The sequence below is a fragment of the Bartonella sp. F02 genome (genome assembly GCF_026929975.1).
Lineage (GTDB): Bacteria > Pseudomonadota > Alphaproteobacteria > Rhizobiales > Rhizobiaceae > Bartonella.
This window is the reverse complement of sequence record NZ_JANHOK010000002.1, coordinates 1-21,694: the sequence shown is the minus strand read 5'-3', so window position 1 is coordinate 21,694 and position 21,694 is coordinate 1. Positions and strand designations below refer to the sequence as shown.

The 21,694-nt window shown below is 38.6% G+C and carries 31 protein-coding genes; all 31 read right to left on the bottom strand.

Annotated elements, in window-relative coordinates; genetic code table 11:
• Positions 1–35: 35 nt before the first annotated feature.
• Positions 36–2,699, bottom strand: coding sequence for an alanine--tRNA ligase (gene alaS, locus NPY00_RS01565; RefSeq protein WP_269020534.1), 2,664 nt, complete (start codon positions 2,697–2,699; stop codon positions 36–38).
• A 201-nt stretch (positions 2,700–2,900) separates the two neighbouring features.
• Positions 2,901–3,944, bottom strand: a complete 1,044-nt coding sequence (gene recA / locus NPY00_RS01560) for a recombinase RecA (RefSeq protein ID WP_269020284.1) — start codon at positions 3,942–3,944, stop codon at positions 2,901–2,903.
• A 424-nt stretch (positions 3,945–4,368) separates the two neighbouring features.
• Positions 4,369–5,682, bottom strand: a complete 1,314-nt coding sequence (locus tag NPY00_RS01555) for a replication-associated recombination protein A (RefSeq protein ID WP_269020283.1) — start codon at positions 5,680–5,682, stop codon at positions 4,369–4,371.
• 7 nt (positions 5,683–5,689) lie between these two features.
• Entirely contained in the window at positions 5,690–7,066 is a 1,377-nt protein-coding gene (locus tag NPY00_RS01550) for a DegQ family serine endoprotease (RefSeq protein WP_269020533.1), read from the bottom strand.
• Positions 7,067–7,344: 278 nt separating this feature from the next.
• Entirely contained in the window at positions 7,345–7,773 is a 429-nt protein-coding gene (gene rplQ, locus NPY00_RS01545; RefSeq protein ID WP_269020282.1) for a 50S ribosomal protein L17, read from the bottom strand.
• Between the two features lie 23 nt (positions 7,774–7,796).
• Positions 7,797–8,810: a DNA-directed RNA polymerase subunit alpha gene (locus NPY00_RS01540; protein WP_269020281.1), complete on the bottom strand. Its 1,014-nt coding sequence runs from the start codon at positions 8,808–8,810 to the stop codon at positions 7,797–7,799.
• Between the two features lie 95 nt (positions 8,811–8,905).
• Positions 8,906–9,295 (bottom strand): 30S ribosomal protein S11, encoded by a 390-nt coding sequence (rpsK, locus tag NPY00_RS01535; protein WP_269020280.1) that lies wholly within the window; start codon positions 9,293–9,295, stop codon positions 8,906–8,908.
• A gap of 135 nt (positions 9,296–9,430) precedes the next feature.
• Positions 9,431–9,799: a 30S ribosomal protein S13 gene (gene rpsM / locus NPY00_RS01530; RefSeq protein WP_269020279.1), complete on the bottom strand. Its 369-nt coding sequence runs from the start codon at positions 9,797–9,799 to the stop codon at positions 9,431–9,433.
• 179 nt (positions 9,800–9,978) lie between these two features.
• Positions 9,979–10,557 (bottom strand): adenylate kinase, encoded by a 579-nt coding sequence (locus NPY00_RS01525; RefSeq protein WP_269020278.1) that lies wholly within the window; start codon positions 10,555–10,557, stop codon positions 9,979–9,981.
• The gene (secY, locus tag NPY00_RS01520) at positions 10,554–11,900 is read right to left on the bottom strand and encodes a preprotein translocase subunit SecY (RefSeq protein WP_269020277.1); all 1,347 of its coding nucleotides are present in this window, start codon (positions 11,898–11,900) and stop codon (positions 10,554–10,556) included. The genes NPY00_RS01525 and secY overlap by 4 nt, the downstream gene beginning before the upstream one ends.
• A 169-nt stretch (positions 11,901–12,069) precedes the next feature.
• Positions 12,070–12,534, bottom strand: a complete 465-nt coding sequence (rplO, locus tag NPY00_RS01515; RefSeq protein ID WP_269020276.1) for a 50S ribosomal protein L15 — start codon at positions 12,532–12,534, stop codon at positions 12,070–12,072.
• Between the two features lie 19 nt (positions 12,535–12,553).
• On the bottom strand, positions 12,554–12,763 hold the full coding sequence (gene rpmD, locus NPY00_RS01510) for a 50S ribosomal protein L30 (RefSeq protein ID WP_269020275.1): 210 nt from the start codon (positions 12,761–12,763) through the stop codon (positions 12,554–12,556).
• Between the two features lie 31 nt (positions 12,764–12,794).
• Positions 12,795–13,343, bottom strand: a complete 549-nt coding sequence (gene rpsE / locus NPY00_RS01505) for a 30S ribosomal protein S5 (protein ID WP_269020274.1) — start codon at positions 13,341–13,343, stop codon at positions 12,795–12,797.
• Positions 13,344–13,446: 103 nt separating this feature from the next.
• Entirely contained in the window at positions 13,447–13,809 is a 363-nt protein-coding gene (gene rplR, locus NPY00_RS01500) for a 50S ribosomal protein L18 (RefSeq protein WP_269020273.1), read from the bottom strand.
• A gap of 12 nt (positions 13,810–13,821) precedes the next feature.
• Positions 13,822–14,355, bottom strand: coding sequence for a 50S ribosomal protein L6 (gene rplF / locus NPY00_RS01495; protein ID WP_269020272.1), 534 nt, complete (start codon positions 14,353–14,355; stop codon positions 13,822–13,824).
• A gap of 42 nt (positions 14,356–14,397) precedes the next feature.
• A complete protein-coding gene (gene rpsH, locus NPY00_RS01490; RefSeq protein ID WP_269020271.1) occupies positions 14,398–14,796 on the bottom strand; it encodes a 30S ribosomal protein S8 in 399 nt (132 codons plus the stop codon).
• Positions 14,797–14,810: 14 nt separating this feature from the next.
• A complete protein-coding gene (gene rpsN, locus NPY00_RS01485) occupies positions 14,811–15,116 on the bottom strand; it encodes a 30S ribosomal protein S14 (protein ID WP_269020270.1) in 306 nt (101 codons plus the stop codon).
• Positions 15,117–15,139: 23 nt separating this feature from the next.
• The gene (rplE, locus tag NPY00_RS01480; protein ID WP_269020269.1) at positions 15,140–15,697 is read right to left on the bottom strand and encodes a 50S ribosomal protein L5; all 558 of its coding nucleotides are present in this window, start codon (positions 15,695–15,697) and stop codon (positions 15,140–15,142) included.
• Complete coding sequence (rplX, locus tag NPY00_RS01475; protein ID WP_269020268.1) at positions 15,690–16,004, bottom strand: 50S ribosomal protein L24; 315 nt, start codon at positions 16,002–16,004, stop codon at positions 15,690–15,692. Before rplX ends, rplE begins: the two co-directional genes overlap by 8 nt.
• A gap of 12 nt (positions 16,005–16,016) precedes the next feature.
• Entirely contained in the window at positions 16,017–16,385 is a 369-nt protein-coding gene (gene rplN, locus NPY00_RS01470; protein WP_269020267.1) for a 50S ribosomal protein L14, read from the bottom strand.
• Between the two features lie 140 nt (positions 16,386–16,525).
• Complete coding sequence (gene rpsQ / locus NPY00_RS01465) at positions 16,526–16,765, bottom strand: 30S ribosomal protein S17 (RefSeq protein ID WP_269020266.1); 240 nt, start codon at positions 16,763–16,765, stop codon at positions 16,526–16,528.
• Positions 16,766–16,776: 11 nt separating this feature from the next.
• Entirely contained in the window at positions 16,777–16,977 is a 201-nt protein-coding gene (rpmC, locus tag NPY00_RS01460) for a 50S ribosomal protein L29 (RefSeq protein WP_269020265.1), read from the bottom strand.
• Positions 16,978–16,990: 13 nt separating this feature from the next.
• Positions 16,991–17,404, bottom strand: a complete 414-nt coding sequence (gene rplP / locus NPY00_RS01455) for a 50S ribosomal protein L16 (protein ID WP_269020264.1) — start codon at positions 17,402–17,404, stop codon at positions 16,991–16,993.
• Between the two features lie 35 nt (positions 17,405–17,439).
• Positions 17,440–18,150 (bottom strand): 30S ribosomal protein S3, encoded by a 711-nt coding sequence (gene rpsC, locus NPY00_RS01450; RefSeq protein WP_269020263.1) that lies wholly within the window; start codon positions 18,148–18,150, stop codon positions 17,440–17,442.
• The gene (gene rplV / locus NPY00_RS01445) at positions 18,150–18,539 is read right to left on the bottom strand and encodes a 50S ribosomal protein L22 (protein WP_269020262.1); all 390 of its coding nucleotides are present in this window, start codon (positions 18,537–18,539) and stop codon (positions 18,150–18,152) included. The genes rpsC and rplV overlap by 1 nt, the downstream gene beginning before the upstream one ends.
• 5 nt (positions 18,540–18,544) lie before the next feature.
• On the bottom strand, positions 18,545–18,823 hold the full coding sequence (gene rpsS / locus NPY00_RS01440; protein WP_269020261.1) for a 30S ribosomal protein S19: 279 nt from the start codon (positions 18,821–18,823) through the stop codon (positions 18,545–18,547).
• A 15-nt stretch (positions 18,824–18,838) separates the two neighbouring features.
• Entirely contained in the window at positions 18,839–19,672 is an 834-nt protein-coding gene (gene rplB / locus NPY00_RS01435; RefSeq protein WP_269020260.1) for a 50S ribosomal protein L2, read from the bottom strand.
• Between the two features lie 20 nt (positions 19,673–19,692).
• A complete protein-coding gene (locus tag NPY00_RS01430; RefSeq protein WP_269020259.1) occupies positions 19,693–19,986 on the bottom strand; it encodes a 50S ribosomal protein L23 in 294 nt (97 codons plus the stop codon).
• On the bottom strand, positions 19,983–20,603 hold the full coding sequence (gene rplD / locus NPY00_RS01425) for a 50S ribosomal protein L4 (protein WP_269020258.1): 621 nt from the start codon (positions 20,601–20,603) through the stop codon (positions 19,983–19,985). The genes NPY00_RS01430 and rplD overlap by 4 nt, the downstream gene beginning before the upstream one ends.
• Entirely contained in the window at positions 20,603–21,343 is a 741-nt protein-coding gene (gene rplC / locus NPY00_RS01420) for a 50S ribosomal protein L3 (RefSeq protein WP_269020257.1), read from the bottom strand. Before rplC ends, rplD begins: the two co-directional genes overlap by 1 nt.
• Before the next feature lie 27 nt (positions 21,344–21,370).
• Positions 21,371–21,679, bottom strand: coding sequence for a 30S ribosomal protein S10 (gene rpsJ / locus NPY00_RS01415; RefSeq protein WP_269020256.1), 309 nt, complete (start codon positions 21,677–21,679; stop codon positions 21,371–21,373).
• Positions 21,680–21,694: the final 15 nt, after the last annotated feature.

Genomic DNA, 21,694 nt, shown 5'->3' with positions numbered 1-21,694 from the left:
TAAACATCTAAAATAGAAACAATATGAAGTACAAATTATCCTGCAATAAAAGTTTTTAATGCTGTAATAGCTTCATCAGCTTTGTCACCTTGTGGACCACCAGCTTGTGCCATACCCGAGCGCCCACCACCGCCCTGACCTCCAAGAACAATTGAAGCGATCCGCACCAAATCAATCGCATTGAATGTATCATGCAAATCATCAGTAACGCCAACAACAACGCTTCCTTTTCCTTCTTCTGAAACTCCAACAAAAGCAACAATTCCTGATCCAATCTTCTTTTTTCCAGCATCCACTAACGCCTTAAGATCTCGTGGCGAAATATCTTTCACAACACGCCCTATAAAAGAAACACCATTAATTGTTTCAATATCTTCTTCTTTGCTCTTTACAGATCCACCATTAAAAGCAATTTTCATCCGTGTATCATTCAATTCTTTTTCAAGCTTACGATGATTATCAAGCAAAACACGAATACGTTCTTCTACATTATCAGGAGAAACTTTTAAAAGAGCAGCGATATCATGGAGTTGTTGTTCTTGACTATCAAGATAAAGACGAGCAGTAGTTCCCGTCAAAGCCTCGATACGACGCACCCCCGCAGCAACAGAACTTTCAGAAAGAATATGAATAAGGCCTATATCACCTGTTCTTTGAACATGTGTTCCTCCACAAAGCTCACTGGACCAATAATTTTTTAATTCTATTTCTCCAGAATCTTTTCCCATAGAAACAACGCGAACTTCATCACTATATTTTTCACCAAACAGTGCTGTTGCTCCGTCAGAAATTGCATCATCCACCGCCATAAGACGCGTTATCACTTCACTATTTTGCAAAACAATATCATTTGCTAAATTTTCTATTTTTTTTAACTCTTCCGGAGAAATCGGTTTTGGATGAGAAAAATCGAAACGTAACCGATCAGGTGATACAAATGAACCTTTCTGCGCAACATGATCTCCTAAAACTTGACGCAAAGCTTTATGCAAAAGGTGAGTAGCAGAATGGTTAGCGCGTATTTTTTTACGACGAATAGAATCAACCTTTAGTTCTACACCATTTCCTATTTTGCTCTGCCCTTTTTTTACTTTACCAATATGGATAAAAAGACCATCACCTTTGTTCTGAGTGTCATAAACCTCAAAAATAAAATTCTCACCAGAAATTATACCACTATCACCAATCTGCCCTCCAGATTCAGCATAAAAAGGCGTTTGATTAACAACAATTATCGCTTTTTGCCCTGAAGAGATATGATCAACAATTTCTCCATCACACACAAGAGCTGAAATAATACCTTCAGCACTTTCTGTTTCATAACCAAGAAATTCTGTAGCTCCTACTTGATCACGAATAGAAAACCAGATTTTTTCTGTTACGGTTTCACCAGAACCAGACCAATGTGCACGCGCTTCCGCCTTCTGACGCTCCATTGCCTGTTCAAAAGCATCAATATCAACAGATATTCCACGACGCCGCAGAGCATCTTGTGTTAAATCAAGTGGAAAACCATATGTGTCATACAATTTAAAAGCAATTTCGCCATCAAAATGATCTCCCTCTTGAAGATGAATACTCGATTCATTCAACAAATTAAGACCTCGTTCCATGGTTTTACGAAAACGCATTTCTTCTAATTTTAAGACTTCTGAAATTAAAGATTCAGCACGGATTAATTCTGGATAAGCCTGCCCCATTTCATGGATCAAAGCAGGAACAAGACGCCACATTAATAACTCTTTATAACCAAGAAAATGAACATGACGCATCGCACGACGCATAATACGACGCAAAACATATCCACGACCTTCATTGGAAGGTAAAACGCCATCAGCAATCAAAAATGCTGATGAACGTAAATGATCTGCAATAACACGATGACTTATAGCAAAATCGCCTTTAGCCTCAACACCTGTGATTTCTTGAGATGCGCGAATTAATGCACAAAAAAGATCAATATCGTAATTATCGTGAACGCCTTGTAAAACAGCAGCAATACGCTCTAGCCCCATACCAGTATCTATAGAAGGATGAGGTAATTCGATGAGGTTCTCTTTGCTTATCTGCTCATACTGCATAAAAACAAGATTCCAAATTTCAATAAAGCGATCACCATGTTCATCAGGACTTCCAGGAGGTCCTCCCCATATCTTTTTACCATGGTCATAAAAAATCTCTGAAGAAGGACCGCATGGCCCTGTATCTCCCATTGCCCAAAAATTATCATTTGTTGCAATACGAATAATTTTTTGATCTGAAAGACCTGAAATTTTACGCCATAATTCAGCCGCCACATCATCATTATGATAAACTGTAACCAACAATTTATCCTTTGAAAGACAAAACTCTTTTGTTAAAAGATCCCATGCAAAAAAAATTGCTTCTTCTTTGAAATAATTGCTAAAAGAAAAATTACCAAGCATTTCAAAAAAAGTGTGATGGCGCGCTGTGTAACCAACATTATCCAAATCATTATGTTTGCCACCAGCACGAACACACTTTTGTGCGGTTGTTGCACGCTTATAAGAACTCTGCTCAAGTCCAGTAAAAATATTTTTGAACTGTACCATCCCTGCATTGGTAAACATTAATGTGGGATCATTGCGTGGAACAAGTGAACTAGAAGGAAGAATTTCATGCCCATTACGATGAAAGTAATCCAAAAAAGTTGACCGGATTTTCTTAACGCTATTCATATTGACACTCGCAGAATACAGCACAGAACCACAAAAAGTACCTACCCCAATTAAATACTCTTTTTGCACTTTTTAGAGTCATTTAATCACAATAGAGATTTTTTTTCAGAAAAAAAAAGCATTAAAATTTTGTATTTTAAAACTCTAGCAAACAAAGACAGAAAATGATTGAATAGATAAATTTCATGAAAAAATACTTTCTCAGAGCTCTTCATCACTCTCTGTATTTCCTTCTCCCGCATTCTCTAGTAACTCAACGGCAAGCAATCCAGCATTTTGACGTAAAGCCGTCTCAATTTCTGTAGCTATTTCCGTATTCTCACGTAAAAACTGCTTTGCATTCTCACGCCCTTGTCCTAAACGTTGAGAATTATAAGAAAACCACGCTCCTGACTTCTCGACAATACCAACTTTAACACCTAAATCAATGAGCTCACCTAATTTTGAAATGCCTTCGCCGTAAATAATATCAAAATCAACCTGCTTAAATGGAGGTGCTAATTTATTTTTTACGACTTTAACACGTGTTTGATTACCAATAACTAAATCTCTATCTTTAATTGCTCCAGTACGACGAATATCCAAACGAACAGACGCATAAAACTTTAAAGCATTACCCCCTGTTGTTGTTTCGGGAGAACCAAACATAACACCAATTTTCATTCGAATTTGATTGATAAAAATAACCATACAGTTCGAGCGAAAAATCGATGCTGTTAATTTCCGCAAAGCTTTACTCATCAACCGAGCTTGTAATCCGGGTAAAGCATCACCCATTTCACCATCAATTTCTGCACGAGGTGTCAAAGCTGCTACAGAATCAACGACAAGCACATCAACAGCGCCAGAACGAACCAATGTCTCTGTAATTTCTAAAGCTTGCTCTCCAGTATCTGGTTGAGAAACGAACAGATTTCCCAAATCAACACCAAGCTTACGCGCATAAACAGGATCGAGAGCGTGTTCTGCATCAATAAAAGCACAAACTCCACCATTTTTTTGTGCTTCTGCAATAGAATGAAGAGCTAGTGTTGTTTTTCCAGAGCTTTCTGGTCCATAAATTTCAACGATACGTCCTTTTGGCAATCCACCAATGCCCAAAGCAATATCTAAAGACAATGATCCAGTTGAAACAGTTTCAATTTCAACAACCTGCTCCTTTTGCCCAAGACGCATAATTGAGCCTTTACCAAAAGAACGTTCAATCTGTGAGAGAGCAGCATCTAGAGCTTTTGTTTTATCCACATCTATATCCTTAGCGAGTCACGATAATTTATCTTAAGTGTACACTTTCCTCTAAACTGAATTAAAGTCTCAAGTTTAGATTTTCACAGACTATTTCATTCCTATTTTCAAACAAAATCAACAAAATTCAATCAATTTTTCTAGAAAGTTGTATTTTCTTTATATACTTAAAAAACACATTCATACAAAAAAGCTTCATACATTATTCTTTTTGATATTTTTCTTTCTGAAAAATATACTTTTTACCAAATTTTTTATAAGCCAAATTTAATCGACATGAATCTTTGTAAAAAACTAAAATTCAATGCATCTATTCAAAGAATAGTTTCAATTTTTAATAATCACGGCAATATAACCAAACAAAAATCGGTTATAATTTTTAATCTAATACTTTTAAAATAAATAATACTCACTCAAAGAAAATTTATTTTTTGCGTTTTTGTCGTAACTTTTCCCACCATTCAAGACGTTTCGCAATTTCACGCTCAAAACCATACTCCTTTGGCTTATAATAAACTTGATGACCAAGTTTTTCAGGAAAATATTCCTGACCTGAGAACGCATCTGGTTCATCGTGGTCATAGCGATAGCCATATCGATATCCTTCTTCTTTCATAAATTTTGTTGGAGCATTAAGGATATGCTTAGGAGGAGGTAAAGAACCATTTTTACGTGCAGATTGCATCGCTTCTTTATACGCAAGGTAAGATGCATTCGATTTTGGTGCTGTTGCAAGATAAATACATGCTTGTGCTAAAGCTAGCTCTCCTTCAGGAGATCCCAAATAATCATAAGCATCCTTTGCAGCATTACAAACAACCAAAGCCTGCGGATCCGCCAAGCCAATATCTTCTACAGCCATACGAACTAATCGACGCCCAATATATAAAGGATCTTCACCCGCATCAAGCATACGCGCAAGATAATAAAGAGCAGCATCAGGATCAGATCCACGAACAGATTTATGTAACGCAGAAATAAGATTATAGTGACCATCTTGTCTTTTATCATAAAGTGGAGCTCTACGTTGAACAATTTTTTGTAAGGCCTCAATATCAAATATTTTTTTAGGTTCCGCAACACGCCAAACTTCTTCCGCCAAGGTTAATACCATACGCGCATCACCATCAGACATATTGATTAAAAAGTCTCTGGCAGATTCATCCAAAGGAAGTTTTTTTTCTTCCATAGCCTCAGCGCGTTTTAAAAGTGCGCTTAAACTTTCACAATCATGTGAATGAAATGTAAAAACACGTGCACGCGAAAGAAGAGCTGCATTCAGTTCAAACGAAGGATTTTCTGTTGTTGCTCCAATGAGAATTATAGTACCATCTTCCATAAAAGGAAGAAAACTATCCTGCTGAGCGCGATTAAAACGATGAATTTCATCGACAAATAAAAGTGTTTGATGTCCAGACATAAAACGCGTTCGTGCAATCTCAAAAATTTTTTTTAGCTCTGAAACCCCAGTAAAAATAGCTGAGACTTGCTCAAAATCAAAATTCACTTCACGCGCTAGTAAACGTGCGACCGTTGTTTTTCCTGTTCCAGGAGGACCCCAGAAAATCATCGAGCTGAATGAACCAGTTGCTACCATACGCGAAAGCATACCGTCCATTCCAACCAAATGGTCTTGCCCTGTCACTTCATGAAGAGAACGAGGACGCATTCTCTCTGCAAGAGGTCGATTTTGATTAACACGATAATCCAAGGATGAAGTAAAAAAATCTTTATTCAAAAAAACCTCAGCGAACAAATTGACGAATATACATACCATTACGTTCATATTCCAATTGCCAAATACGCGGATGCGATTTCATAAGAATATTTTTCAATTGATGGACAGTTTGAATGGTATAACCGTTAACAGAGCGCAAAATATCTCCTAAATGAAATATTCTGGCAGCATTGCTCATCTTATCAACATGAGTAATAACAACCCCTTTTGCTGTTATAGGTAGACGAAATCGTTGACTATTTTGTGGTGTTAAATCCAATACTTCAGCACCAGATAAAGGACTTTCATCAACAATTTTTTCAGATTTCAAAAACGCAGATTCCGGTATCGATGATACAGTTATTTCTGTTTTAAAGGTTTTTCCATTTCGTAAATATTCTAAAACCAAGCTGTTTCCAATGCCAGTTGTCATCAAGCGATATCCAAGACTATCTGGATTATCAATCAACATACCTTGTACACTTAAAATAACATCACCTACCTTCAAACCAGCTTTCGCGGCAGGACTATCTTTAACAATCTCAAGAACAAGAGCACCATAAGAACGTTCTAAACCTAAACCGCTTGCAATATCAGGTGTAACATTTTGAAACGATGCACCAATGTAAGGCGGCACAAAAAATTTTCCACCACGTTTAACTGTATCAAGCATAACCTTAATAAGATTTGCAGGGATTGCAAAGCCAATTCCAACAGAACCACCCGAACGCGAATAAATAGCTGTATTAATTCCAATTAATTGACCTTTCATATCAATCAAAGCTCCACCAGAATTCCCTGGATTAATCGCAGCATCTGTTTGAATAAAAAAGTCAAAATCAGAAATACCAACTCGTGTGCGCGCTTGCGCTGAAACAATACCACTTGTAACTGTTTGACCAACCCCAAAAGGATTACCAATTGCAAGAACAAGATCTCCAACTTCAACCGTATCAGAGTTTCCCAAAGGAAGAACAGGAAATTTTGCATCGTTTGAATCAATTTCAAGTATAGCAATATCTGTTGCTTCATCTTTTAACATAACTGTACTTGCAAATTCTCTCCCATCGGAAAGTGCTACTTTAATTTCATCAGCATCTTTAATGACATGGTAATTTGTAACAATCAAACCACGCATATCAACAATCACTCCCGATCCTAATGAAGATTGTTTACGCAAAGGTTGATTATTCTGATAACGCCCAAAAAATAACTCAAAAAAAGGATCATCTTCAAAAGGCGAATGCGCTCTGACTTTTCGATCAGCATAAATATTTACAACAGATGGAACAGTTTTCTTAACTAGAGGAGCAAATGAAAAAGCAATTTCTGATTGTGTCTGAGGAATTCTAGAATCTGCATAACACAAAGATATCTTTGTTATGATCGCAAAAAAAAACCGAATAAAACAAAACGCTTCATTGTAAATTCCTTCGTAAATAATAAAACACTTATTTTACAATAAGAGAAAAATTTCTCCACTTCTCCAAAGCTAATGATTTTCATTAATATGTATAATTTAAATTAAAAACAGTTTACTTAAATATAAAATATTATCAAAATCAAATAACTCAATGAATGCTTCATCTGTCCTTGTTTTCATTTATAAATAATTAAAACTGAAATATTAATAAAAAACCGCCTTAAAAGGCGGCTCTAAATACCAATACAGAAAAGAAAATCTTATGCAGAAACTTCCTTTTCACTTAATGTCTTCTCCATACGCTCACGATCTACAGCGCCTTTTGCATTAACATCACGATCAACAAATTCCACAACAGCCATAGGAGCATTATCACCTGTTCGAAAACCTGCTTTCATAATACGCAAATAGCCACCATTACGTGTTGCATAACGCGGTGCAAGCGTATCAAATAATTTAGCTACTTTTTTTGCATCACGAATAACTGAAATAGCTTGCCGGCGCGCATGTAAACTTTCACGTTTACCGAGTGTAACCAACTTCTCTACGATAGGACGAATCTCTTTCGCTTTTGGAAGTGTTGTAACAATCTGTTCATGCTCTATTAACGAAGCTGCCATGTTTGCAAACATTGCTTTACGATGGCTCGCGGTCCGGTTCAGCTTGCGACCCGATTTATTATGGCGCATAAGAACTCTCCTTAAATCTTAACTCAATACTGATCTTCATAGCGTTTAGCAAGATCATCAATATTTTCAGGCGGCCATGCAGGAATTTCCATACCAAGATGAAGCCCCATACACGCAAGAACTTCTTTAATTTCATTCAAAGACTTCCGCCCAAAATTCGGTGTCCGAAGCATATCAGCCTCTGTCTTTTGAATAAGGTCACCAATATAAACAATATTGTCATTCTTAAGACAATTAGCTGAACGAACTGAAAGCTCCAATTCATCCACTTTTTTAAGAAGTGCAGGATTAAAAGCAAGTTCTGAAGCAGATTCTTCAATAGACTCTTTCTGAGGTTCTTCAAAATTAACAAATACTGACAACTGATCTTGAAGAATACGCGCCGCAAAAGCAACAGCATCCTCACCGTTAACTGCTCCATTAGTTTCAATCGTTAATGTTAATTTATCATAATCTAAAACCTGTCCTTCACGTGTATTTTCTACCTTATAAGAAACTTTACGCACTGGAGAGTAAAGACTATCGACTGGGATAAGACCTATCGGCGCACCATCAACACAATTCCGGTCAGACGGCACGTATCCTTTACCTGTATTAACAATAAACTCCATACGAATTTCTGCACCCTCATCAAGTGTACAGATAACATGTTCAGGATTAAGGACTTCCATATCTCCTACAGTCGTTATATCTCCAGCTTTAACGACACCAGGTCCCTCTTTATAAATAACAACACGTTTAGAACCTTCTTCCGTCATACGAACAGCGATTTCTTTGATATTTAAAATAATATCTGTAACATCCTCGCGAACACCGGGAATTGACGAAAATTCATGTAAAACTCCATCAATTTGCACAGCAGTAACCGCAGCACCACGAAGTGATGACAACAGCACACGACGAAGCGCATTCCCTAATGTCAAACCGAAACCACGCTCAAGAGGCTCTACAACTACACTTAAAACATTTGGAGAATTATGAGTATAAAAATCAACCTTACCGGGTTTAATTAGTTCCTGCCAGTTTTTCTGGATCATATTTTTATTCCTGTTCTTTAGCTCCGCTACCATTCATTCGCAACGACCAATGTGAACATCAGAGTATCACTCCCCGATAACGACAAAACCCCTAATCAAACACGCCGTCTTTTTCGCGGACGACATCCATTATGAGGAATCGGCGTCACATCACGAATAGAAGTAATCACAAAACCAACAGATTGCAACGCACGCAAAGCGGATTCACGACCAGCTCCAGGGCCACAAACTTCAACTTCTAATGAGCGCATACCATGCTCTTGTGCCTTCTTTGCACAATCTTCCGCTGCAACTTGAGCAGCAAAGGGCGTAGATTTACGGGAACCTTTAAACCCTTGTGCACCAGCAGATGACCATGCAATTGCATTACCCTGAGCATCAGTGATAGTAATCATTGTATTATTAAAAGTTGAATTAATATGCACCACACCCGATGAAATATTTTTACGCTCACGACGACGAACTCGCACGCTTTCCTTAGCCATAGCATCCCTTTCAACGATCTCTCCACTGCCGTAATCTCAGCAGCTCCACCTTTGAAGTTTCTTATCAGAAAAAACCAATAAAAAACCAATAAAAAAAAACAAATAAAATTACACTATAAAAATAACAGATTATTATTACTTCTTCTTACCAGCAATCGCTTTAGCTGGTCCTTTACGTGTACGTCCATTTGTATGCGTACGCTGCCCACGGACAGGCAAAGAACGACGATGCCGCAATCCACGATAACAACCAAGATCCATCAAACGCTTAATATTCATTGCAACATCACGACGAAGATCTCCTTCGACTTGATAATCACGATCTATCACTTCACGAATTTGCAAAACCTCTGAATCAGAAAGATCATGCACACGCCGTGATGAAGGAATCCCAACTTTTTCGATAATTTCTTGAGCACTCTTTGGTCCAATCCCATGTATATACTGAAGCGCAACAACTACACGCTTACTTGCAGGGATATTGACGCCAGCAATACGAGCCACGCCTACTCTCCTTAACTATATTAATAATAATCACTTATAAAATACTTAAAACGCCTTTAAAAACGGTTTTATCTAAAACAAGATTTGAACTTATTGAATTATCGAAATAAATCAATAAAACTTTTGATAGATTTCATTAAAAAAGTCAACTCTTTTCATTTGTTTTTTAATAAAAATTCTTATTTAAAAATTTTTTCAATAGTATTGGAAACTTCTGCAACGTCAGCCATACCATCAACTGTTCTCAATAATCCTTGTTCTAAATAAAACTTCGATAAAGGAACTGTTTTCTTATTATATTCAATCAATCGTTTAGAAAAAACATCGGGATCGTCATCTGAACGAATCCTTTCCCCTAAAGAAGCCGCTTTTTGAACTCTATTTTTTATTCTTTCAATCAATACATCTTTATCAACGACAAACTCGATAACAACATCAAGTTGCATATTTTTTGATTGTAAAATTTTTTGCAACACTCTCGCCTGATCCACAGTACGTGGATAGCCATCTAGTATAAAGCCACGCATACAATCATCTTCACCGAGGCGATCAAGTACAATTTGATTTACAATATCATCAGAAACCAAAAGCCCAGACTCTATCATAGCTTTAGCTTTTTTACCAACTTCGGTTTCTCTTCTAATAACTTCACGTAAAATTTCACCCGTTGATAATTGAGGAACATTATATTTCTGAGAAAAAAATTGCGCCTGCGTTCCTTTACCTGCTCCAGGAGGCCCTAAAAAAACAACTCTCATCTCCTTCTTTTGCCTCCACGAAGTTTTGATTTTTTAATCAATCCTTCATATTGATGTGTAACAAGATGTCCTTGAATTTGAGTAACGGTATCAAGTGTAACAGTAACAACAATAAGCAAAGAAGTCCCCCCAAGGTAAAAAGGAATATGCAGTGCAGATATCATAAATTCAGGTAATAAACAAATTAGAATAATATAAATTGCTCCTACAACAGTAATACGTGTCAAAACATAATCAATATACTCAGCTGTACGTTCACCGGGACGAATCCCTGGAACAAAACCTGCGTGTTTTTTCAATTGATCTGCTGTATCACTCGGATTAAACATAATGGCCGTATAAAAAAAGCAAAAGAACGCCATTAAAGCGGCATAAACAAACATATAAAGTGGTTGCCCATGACTAAGAGAATAAGAAACAGCTTGAAGCCATTGCGGCATTTCATTAGAAAAATTATTAATAGTTGCAGGCAATAATAATAGAGACGAAGCAAAAATTGGTGGAATAACTCCAGCAGTATTTAACTTCAAAGGAAGGTGGGACATATCACCTTGAAACATTTGATTACCAACTTGACGCTTTGGATACTGAATAAGAATTCTCCGTTGCGCACGTTCCACAAAAACAATAACACCAATAACGAAAATAACAATAAAAAAAAGCGCTATTAATACAAACGTTGACAAATCAGCTTGACTATGAGCAGTCAAAAGTTGAGCAAATGTAGAAGGAAGATTAGCTATAATACCAACAAAAATAATAAGAGAAACTCCATTACCAATGCCACGTGATGTGATTTGCTCACCAAGCCACATCAAAAACATTGTTCCCCCAACAAGAGTAATGACACAGGAAAGACGAAACATCATACCCGGCTCAGCAACAATTTGAAGAGTTGAGCCTATATTAGTTTCAAGAGCGACCGCGATACCAAAAGCTTGTAAAATCGCTAAAACAACCGTTGTATAGCGCGTATACTGATTGATAATCTTACGACCTAATTCTCCCTCCTTCTTAAGAGATTCTAATGAAGGAATAGATGAAGTTAACAACTGCACAATAATTGATGCTGATATATATGGCATAATCCCCAATGCAAAAATCGCCATGCGACCAACAGCGCCCCCTGCAAACATATTAAACAAACCTAAAACACCAGATGCATGATGTTCAAACGTTTGCCGCAAAGCATCAATATTAATACCAGGCAAGGAGATATAAGTACCAACACGATATACAAGAAGCGCAGATAAAGTGAACCAAATACGCTTTTTTAACTCAGTAGCTCGTGAAAAGGTACCAAAATTTATATTGGAAGCAAGCTGCTCCGCCGCTGATGCCATAAAATCTCTCCATTTTGATAATCTAATCTGTTAATTACAAACAATACACTTATAACTCATATTTCATACATAAGTATGTATATAAATTTAGACTATCCTCTGCAAATCTCAATTCTGAAGAAAAATACCCTTTCTCAAAACGAAATCTAACTTAAATTGAATAGACTCATTAAACAGACTCTAGGAGATTAACACGACCACCAGCCTCTTCAATTTTAACACGAGCCCTCTTAGAAACACCAGAGACATTGAACATAACCTTACATTTCAACTCTCCATCAGACAGAAGACGAACACCATCCTTCACACGACGAATAATACCCGCGTCTTTCAATAAAATAGCATCAACCGTTTTTTTAACATCCAGCTTACCAGCATCAATTGCTAACTGAATACGATTTAAGGAAACTTCATTATAAACTTTAGTAAAAGAATTCTTAAACCCACGCTTTGGCAAACGACGATAAATAGGCATCTGCCCACCTTCAAAACCATTAAGCGAAACACCAGAACGAGACTTCTGTCCTTTAACACCACGACCACCGGTTTTCCCAATACCAGAACCAATACCGCGACCAACTCGTTTACGACATTTCATTGCACCTCTGTTATCGTGCAACTCATTGAGTTTCATTTTTATACTCCTGCAATCATCAACCTTCATCTACAATCCGAACAATATGTTGAATTTTAGCAACCATACCCCGAACACAAAGCGTATCCTTCAAAGTGCGGCGACGATGTATTTTATTTAACCCAAGCCCCTTCAACGTCGCACGTTGAACTTGAGAGCTTTTAATTGGACTTCCAATCTGCTCTATTGTTATAGTCTTACCACTAATTTGAGATTTTTTTTGAATCATAATTAAATTCCTATCTCGATAGCATATGGAATTACTTTTCCAAATCAACCAAATGCTGACGACGCGTTTGTAAAGTTGAATATTTAATACCACGCTGTGCCGCAATATCTTTAGGATGAATTTGACGTCTCAGCGCGTCAAAAGTCGCACGCACCATATTATAAGGATTTGATGATCCTAATGATTTCGCAACAACATCTTGCACACCAAGAGTTTCAAAGATAGCACGCATTGGACCACCTGCAATAATACCAGTTCCAGCTGAAGCAGAACGCAACAAAACACAGCCAGCACCATGACGACCTTCAACATCATGATGCAATGTACGCCCAGATCGGAGAGGAACATAAATCATCTCTCGTTTCGCAGATTCCGTAGCTTTACGAATAGCTTCAGGAACCTCACGCGCTTTACCATGACCAAAACCAACACGCCCCTTTTGATCTCCAACAACGACAAGAGCGGCAAAGCCAAAACGCCGACCACCCTTAACTACTTTCGCAACACGATTAATATGAACAAGTTTATCTACAAATTCATTATCGCGCTCTTCACGATCATTGCGTTCTTTTTGTGCCATTCCTCATTCCTTCTTATTTTCCGGTAGCACGTCAACCTAGCAGGCCCTTTACAAAAAAAGGCCAACACGAAATACCTTAATCTTTCTCTTTTTTTAATTCAAATTAAAAATTCAAACCAGCTTCGCGAGCAGCCTCAGCTAAAGCCTTTACTCTACCATGATAAACATATGCCCCACGATCAAAGACAACCTCGATAACCCCAACATCTTTAGCACGTTCAGCAACTAATTTACCAACAGCAGAAGCTGCTACTTTATCAGAACCATTTTTTAATTTTTTCTTTAAATCACTTTCAAGTGTACAAGCAGAAACAAGCGTACAACCACGCAAATCATCAATAATTTGAGCATAAATATTTTGATTCGAACGATACACACTAAGTCGCGGACGATTATTAGAAAGTAATTTAATTTTACGACGAACACGCTTTGCACGACGCCGTACAGAATCCTTAGATGAAACCATAACGCAAAACCCTTACTTTTTCTTACCTTCTTTACGGAAAATAAGCTCATCTACGTATTTAACACCCTTGCCCTTATAAGGTTCAGGACTACGATATCTACGAATTTCTGCAGCAACTTGTCCAACCTGCTGCTTGTCAATGCCAGAAACAACAATTTCTGTAGGCTTAGGAACCGTTACAGTAACACCAGACGGCACCTGATAAATAACATCATGAGAAAAACCAAGAGATAATTGAACATTTTTTCCTTGCATTGCAGCACGATAACCAACACCGCTAATCTCAAGTTTTTTTTCAAAACCGTCTTTAACACCACAAAAAATATTTTCAATCATTGAACGCGACATTCCCCATTTAGAACGTGCATCTTTTGACTGATCACGCGGAGTAACAGAAATAAGATTATCTTCAAGATTGATCAAAATTTCATCATTAACGAGATAGCTCAACTCGCCTTTTGGACCCTTTGCTTTAACCAGTTGACCTTCAACAACAGCAGTAACTCCAGAAGGAACAGAAATGCTTTTTTTTCCAATACGAGACATTATATTAAACCTGTTATCTTTCTGTTTTTATCGTACAATTGATTAGAAAATACGGCAGAGAATCTCTCCACCAACATTTTGTTCACGAGCTTCATGATCCGCCATAACCCCTTTAGAGGTAGACAAAACTGAGATACCGAGACCATTTGCTACATCAGGAATAGATTTAGCAGAAACATACACACGACGACCAGGTTTCGAAATACGTGAAATACCACGAATAACAGCTGAATTATCAAAATACTTCAACTGAATCTCAATTGAAGATTTTCCATCGCCAGAATCAATTTCACTATATCCGCGAATATAACCTTCTGATTTCAGAACATCAAGAACTCGCATACGAAGCCTAGAAGAAGGTGTAATCACACTATTTTTTTTACGGTGAAGTGCATTACGAATACGCGTTAACATATCACCAAGAGGATCTGATATAGACATCTCACAACTTCCTATTACCAACTGGATTTAACAATACCAGGAATATGCCCTAAAGAACCAAGCTCACGCAATGCAATCCGTGACATTCTCAATTTACGATAATACGCCCTCGGACGGCCTGACACTTCACAACGATTACGAACACGAACCTTGGCAGAATTACGTGGTAATTCTGCTAATTGAATACTCGCTTTAAAACGTTCCTCAAGAGAAACTTTCTGATCCATCACTATAGACTTTAGACGCGCTCGACGTGAAGCATAACGCTTCACCAGCATCTCACGACGTCTATTTTTCTCAACGGCACTCACTTTCGCCATAATCTTACCTCACTGCCTCGCCGCTACGAACGGAATGGAAAATTAAAAGCACGCAACAATTCACGCGCCTCCTCATCTGTATTCGCCGTAGTACAAACTATGATATCCATACCCCAAACACGATCAACTTTATCATAATTTATTTCTGGGAAAACAATATGTTCTTTAATACCCATGGCAAAATTACCGCGACCATCAAAACTTTTCGGATTTAAACCTCGAAAATCACGAACACGCGGAAGCGCAATTGTAATAAGACGATCTAAAAACTCAAACATACGATCTCTACGCAATGTAACTTTGACTCCAAGAGGCATCCCTTCACGAACCTTAAAAGTCGCAATAGAATTGCGCGCTCGAGTAACTACAGCTTTTTGTCCTGATATCAACGCCAAATCTTCAGCGGCAATCAGTATTTTTTTAGAATCAGCTGTTGCTTCACCAACTCCCATATTAATTACAACTTTATCTACACGCGGAATTTGCATATCGTTTTTATAATCAAACTTTTCTCGAAGCGCTCTACGAACCACCTCAAGATAATGCACTTTCATGCGAGGCTTTTGATTTTTTTCAGCCATCAATTAATACTCCCGAACGCTTAGCAAAACGAACCTTGCTACCATCTGCATTCACACGAAAGCCCACACGCGTAGGTTTACCATCCTTAGGATCAGCAATCGCTAAATTAGATAAATGGATTGGTGCTTCTTTAGAAATAATCCCAGCTTCCTGCTTCTGCGTCTGACGCTGATGACGCTTAATCATATTAGCACCACGCACAAAAGCATTATTCTTTTTTGGATTCACCTTAATAACTTCACCACTACATCCTTTATCCTTACCGGATAAAACCACAACCTTGTCGCCTTTTCGAATTTTTTGCACAATATCTGTTCCTTATAACACTTCAGGTGCAAGTGAAATGATTTTCATATGATTCCTACCACGAAGCTCTCGAGGGACTGGTCCAAAAATACGAGTACCAATAGGCTCCTTTTTATTATCCACCAATACAGCAGCATTTCGATCAAAACGAATCATACTACCATCTGCACGGCGAATATCTTTGGCAGTACGAACCACCACAGCTTTCATTACATCACCTTTTTTAACACGGCCACGAGGAATAGCATCCTTCACCGAAACCACAATTATATCACCGACTGAAGCATATTTCCGCTTCGAACCGCCTAAAACCTTGATGCACATGACGCGACGAGCACCAGAATTATCAGCAACGTCGAGGTTCGTTTGCATCTGAATCATGATTAGCAACCTTCTCTAATACCTACGCCCGATTGCACCTATGCACACTCGAAACTTCTTGCCAAATAACAACAAATCTACTGTTCCCAAATTCACTAATGAAGCTCACTACTAAATTCTAAAACAATAAGCCCTATTAATCACGTTATACTGTTTTTAACAACAATCCAACGTTTATCTTTTGAAATTGGTTTATATTCCTGAATAAAAACCCGATCTCCTATTTTAAATTGATCGTTCTCGTCATGCGCCTTGTATTTTTTAGACTGTCGAACTGTTTTTTTAAGAAGTGGATGAGAATAACGACGCTCCACCTTAACAACCACAGTTTTACTACTTTTGTCGCTAACGACAACACCTTGCAAAATGCGTTTAGGCATCTATCACTTCCTTAAATCTTTTTTTCATTCGTCATTAAATGAAGAACAGTTTTAACGCGCGCAATATCACGACGAACCCGTCTAATATGTGCAGTTTTCTCCAATTGACCTGTCACCTTTTGAAATCGCAGATTAAACTGCTCTTTCTTCAACTTAATCAAATCATCTTTTACTTGGTCGAGCGTCTGCGCCCGTAACTCTTTGGCTTTCATCGCTTAACCTCTTTTACTCAGCAATACGTTGCACAAAACGCGTCTTAATAGGCAATTTTGCAGCACCCAATCTAAGCGCTTCACGTGCTACATCCTCAGAAACTCCATCAAGCTCAAACATAATACGCCCCGGAGCAACACGCACAGCCCAATAATCAACACTTCCCTTTCCCTTACCCATACGAACCTCAGTCGGTTTAGATGTAACCGGAAGGTCTGGGAAAATACGAATCCATACACGACCAGAACGTCTCATATAACGTGTAATAGCACGACGTGCTGCTTCAATTTGGCGCGCAGTAACACGTTCTGGTTCAACGGCCTTTAAACCATAAGCACCAAAATTCAAACTTATACCGCCCTTAGAAGCACCATGAATACGACCTTTAAACTGCTTACGGAATTTTGTGCGCTTTGGCTGCAACATTGCTCTTTACTCCAAACTTAACTCAATCACAAAAATTAAGCATTTTCACGGCGACGATTCGACAAAGAACCCGAATGGTCACCCTCTATAGCACGACGTTCTGATGCCATCGGATCATGCTCAAGAATTTCACCTTTAAAAACCCAAACCTTAACACCACAAATGCCATAAGCAGTCTTAGCTTCTGCTGTACCATAATCAACATCAGCACGCAAAGTATGAAGTGGAACACGACCTTCTCGATACCACTCCATACGAGCAATCTCAGCTCCACCAAGACGACCAGAACAATTGATACGAATACCTTCGGCTCCAAGACGCATAGCTGACTGAACTGCACGTTTCATTGCACGACGAAAAGCAACACGGCGTTCAAGTTGTTGAGAAATCGATTGAGCAATAATCGTAGCATCAATTTCAGGCTTACGAATTTCAACAATATTCAATGATGTTTCAGCATTCGTCATCTCTGAAAGTTTTTTACGAAGCTTCTCAATATCAGTCCCTTTTTTTCCAATAATAAGACCAGGACGAGCTGAATAAATCGTTACACGACATTTTTTATGAGGTCGTTCAATAACAACTTTAGAAATAGCTGCCTGCTTCAATTCTTCAAGCATGTACAAACGAATCTTTAAATCTTCATGAAGAAGGCGTCCATACTCACCAACGTCAGCATACCAACGTGAATCCCAAGTTCGATTTACGCCAAGACGAAGGCCTATTGGATTGATCTTCTGGCCCATTACGCAGCCTCCCTCTTTTCAGTATCTTCACGAACAATAATAGTAAGATTTGAAAACGGTCGCTCAATTCGACTAGCACGACCACGACCACGAACATGAAAACGTTTCATAACCGCTGCCTTACCAACATAAGCCTCTGAAACAATTAACGAATCAATATCAAGATCATGGTTATTTTCTGCATTTGCAATTGCTGATTCAAGAGTCTTTTTAACTACCCCAGCAATACGTTTACGCGAAAATGTCAAATCAGCTAATGCTATATTAACTTTCTTACCACGAATCATTTCAGCAACCAAATTAAGCTTTTGCGGACTAACACGAATCATCCGAGCAACAGCTCTCGCCTCATTATCCTTTAACTGGCGCAGAACTTTAGCCTTACCCATTTTTTCTATTTCCTTTTCGCCTTTTTGTCAGCACCATGCCCATAATAAGTCCTTGTAGGAGCAAATTCACCAAATTTATGACCAACCATTTCCTCAGAAACAGAAACAGGGATATGTTTGTTACCGTTATATACACCAAAAGTTAAACCAACAAATTGTGGCAAAATAGTAGAACGGCGACTCCATATCTTAATAACCTCATTACGCCCACTTGCACGCACTTTTTCTGCTTTTCCCAGAAGATAGCCGTCAACAAACGGACCTTTCCAAACCGAACGAGCCATTTCAGACTACCTCTCTTACTTCTTACGTTGATGACGCGAACGCATAATAAAATTATCAGTTGCTTTATTAGAGCGAGTACGCTTACCCTTTGTAGGTTTACCCCACGGAGAAACTGGATGTCGACCACCCGACGTCCGCCCTTCACCACCACCATGTGGATGATCAACTGGATTCATAGCAACACCGCGAACATGCGGCCGTTTACCACGCCAACGCGAACGTCCAGCTTTACCATCACTAATATTTCCATGATCAGGATTTGAGACAGCACCAATAGTTGCAAAACATCCTCCAGGAACCAAACGTTGTTCACCAGAATTAAGACGAAGAATAGCCATTCCCTGATCTCTTCCAACTAACTGCGCATAAGTCCCTGCCGAACGAGCGATTTGTCCACCTTTTCCAGGCTTCATTTCAACATTATGAATAATCGTACCTACTGGCATATTGCAAAGAGGCATCGCATTACCCGGCTTAACATCAACATTGGAACCAGCAATTACAGAATCTCCAACACTAAGACGCTGCGGTGCAAGAATATAACTTAATTGTCCATCTTCATAACGAATCAACGCAATAAAAGCAGTACGATTAGGATCATATTCCAGACGTTCAACTTTTGCAGACATATCACGCTTAAAGCGTCTAAAGTCAACAAGCCTATAATTTCGCTTATGACCACCACCTTGGAAACGAGCGGTAATTCGACCACAATTATTACGCCCACCCTTCGATGGCAAACCTTCACTCAATGTCTTTACAGACTTACCTTTATAAAGACCAGAACGATCCACAATGACAAGTTGACGCTGCCCAGATGTAATCGGATTAAAATGCTTAAGTGCCATTATTTTTATCTCCGAGCTTCTTAAAGACCTGTTGAAATATCGATAGAGTAACCTTTATCCAATGTTACTATTGCTTTTTTAATATCACTCTGTCGACCTACAATACCTTTAAAACGCTTTACCTTACCTTTACGAACTACTGTATTAATTGCCTTAACCTTCACACTAAAAAGCGCTTCAACTGCAGATTTAATTTCAAGCTTCGTTGCTTTTAGTGCAACATTAAAAACAACTTTATTATATTCAGAAAGCATAGTTGATTTTTCAGTAACAACCGGAGCAACAATTATGTCATAGTGACGAAGATCCATCATTTGAAACGCTCCTCAATAATTTCAACAGCTGCTTTTGATAAAACAAGTTTATTACGACGCAAAATATCATAAACATTAATACCCTGAACAGGTAAAACATCAACATTAGGAACATTAGATGCTGCACGATAAAAGTTTACATTAATTTCTTTCCCACCAACAAATAAAGCATTTTCTACACCAAGCTTAGAAAAATTTGCAGCAAGCATCTTAGTTTTTACGTCTTGAATATTAAGCTCATCAACCACTATTAAATTATTTGTTTTAAATTTTGTAGACAAAGCAAAACGCAATCCAAGCCCGCGAATTTTCTTAGGAAGATTATGCATATGACTACGCTTCACTGGACCATGTGCTTTAGCACCGCCTCGAAACTGCGAAACTCGAGCGGATGAATGTCGAGCGCGCCCCGTCCCCTTTTGTTTAAACATTTTTGCTCCTGTCCGAGACACATCAGAACGTCCCTGTGACTGATGCGTTCCCTGTTGACGACGAGCAAGCTGCCAACGGACAACACGCTGCAAAATATCCTCACGCGGGATAAGCCCAAAAATCTCTTCAGAAACCTTTAACTTACCAGTTTCATTACCATCAAGAGTTTTAACTACAAGATCCATTATTCGGCTCCTTCAGACCCAGAGGCCTCCATCATAGATACAGATTCTTCCGTCTTTATTTTTATAGGTTGACGAACACCAGCAGGTTTTGGCGCATTATCAGGAAGAGGTTTTTTTACTGCATCTCGTACAAGAATCCAAGCACCTTTAGAGCCTGAAACAGAGCCCCGCACTAAAATCAAACCACGATCAATATCCGTAGAAATGACTTCAATATTCTGCGTTGTTACACGCACTTGCCCCATATGTCCGGCCATTTTTTTGCCTTTAAAGACCTTCCCAGGATCTTGGCATTGCCCTGTTGAACCATGAGCACGATGTGTAATTGAATTACCATGTGACGCTCGATGTCCACCAAAATTATGACGCTTCATAACACCAGCAAATCCCTTACCAATACTCGTGCCCGTTACATCAACCCTTTGGCCTGGAACAAAATGTTCTACCGTGATTTCAGTACCAACATCAAGCATATTATCAGAGCTAACACGGAATTCCACTACTTTAGCCTTTGGTTCAACCTCAGCTTTAGCAAAATGTCCACGAAGAGCTCGTGAAATATTCTTAACTTTCGCAAAACCAACACCTAATTGAACAGCGGTATAACCATTCTTTTCAACTGTACGTTGAGCTACGACTTGACAGTTCTCCAAACGGAGTACTGTTACCGGCACATGCTCACCAGCATCATTATAAACACGGGTCATGCCCAATTTCTGTGCTATTACACCTGAACGCATCGGGTCTGTTCCTTCCGTCTTCAAACCTCAGAGCTTGATTTCAACATCCACACCAGCAGAAAGATCGAGCTTCATAAGCGCATCCACCGTTTGCGGAGTTGGATCAACAATATCAAGAAGACGCTTATGTGTACGCATTTCAAACTGCTCACGACTCTTTTTATCAATATGCGGCCCACGATTAACCGTAAATTTTTCAATCCGTGTTGGGAGTGGAATTGGACCACAGACATTAGCACCGGTGCGCTTAGCCGTTGACACAATTTCACGTGTCGACGCATCAAGAATTCGATGATCAAACGCCTTTAAACGAATGCGGATATTCTGACCGTTCATGCTCTTTATTTCCTT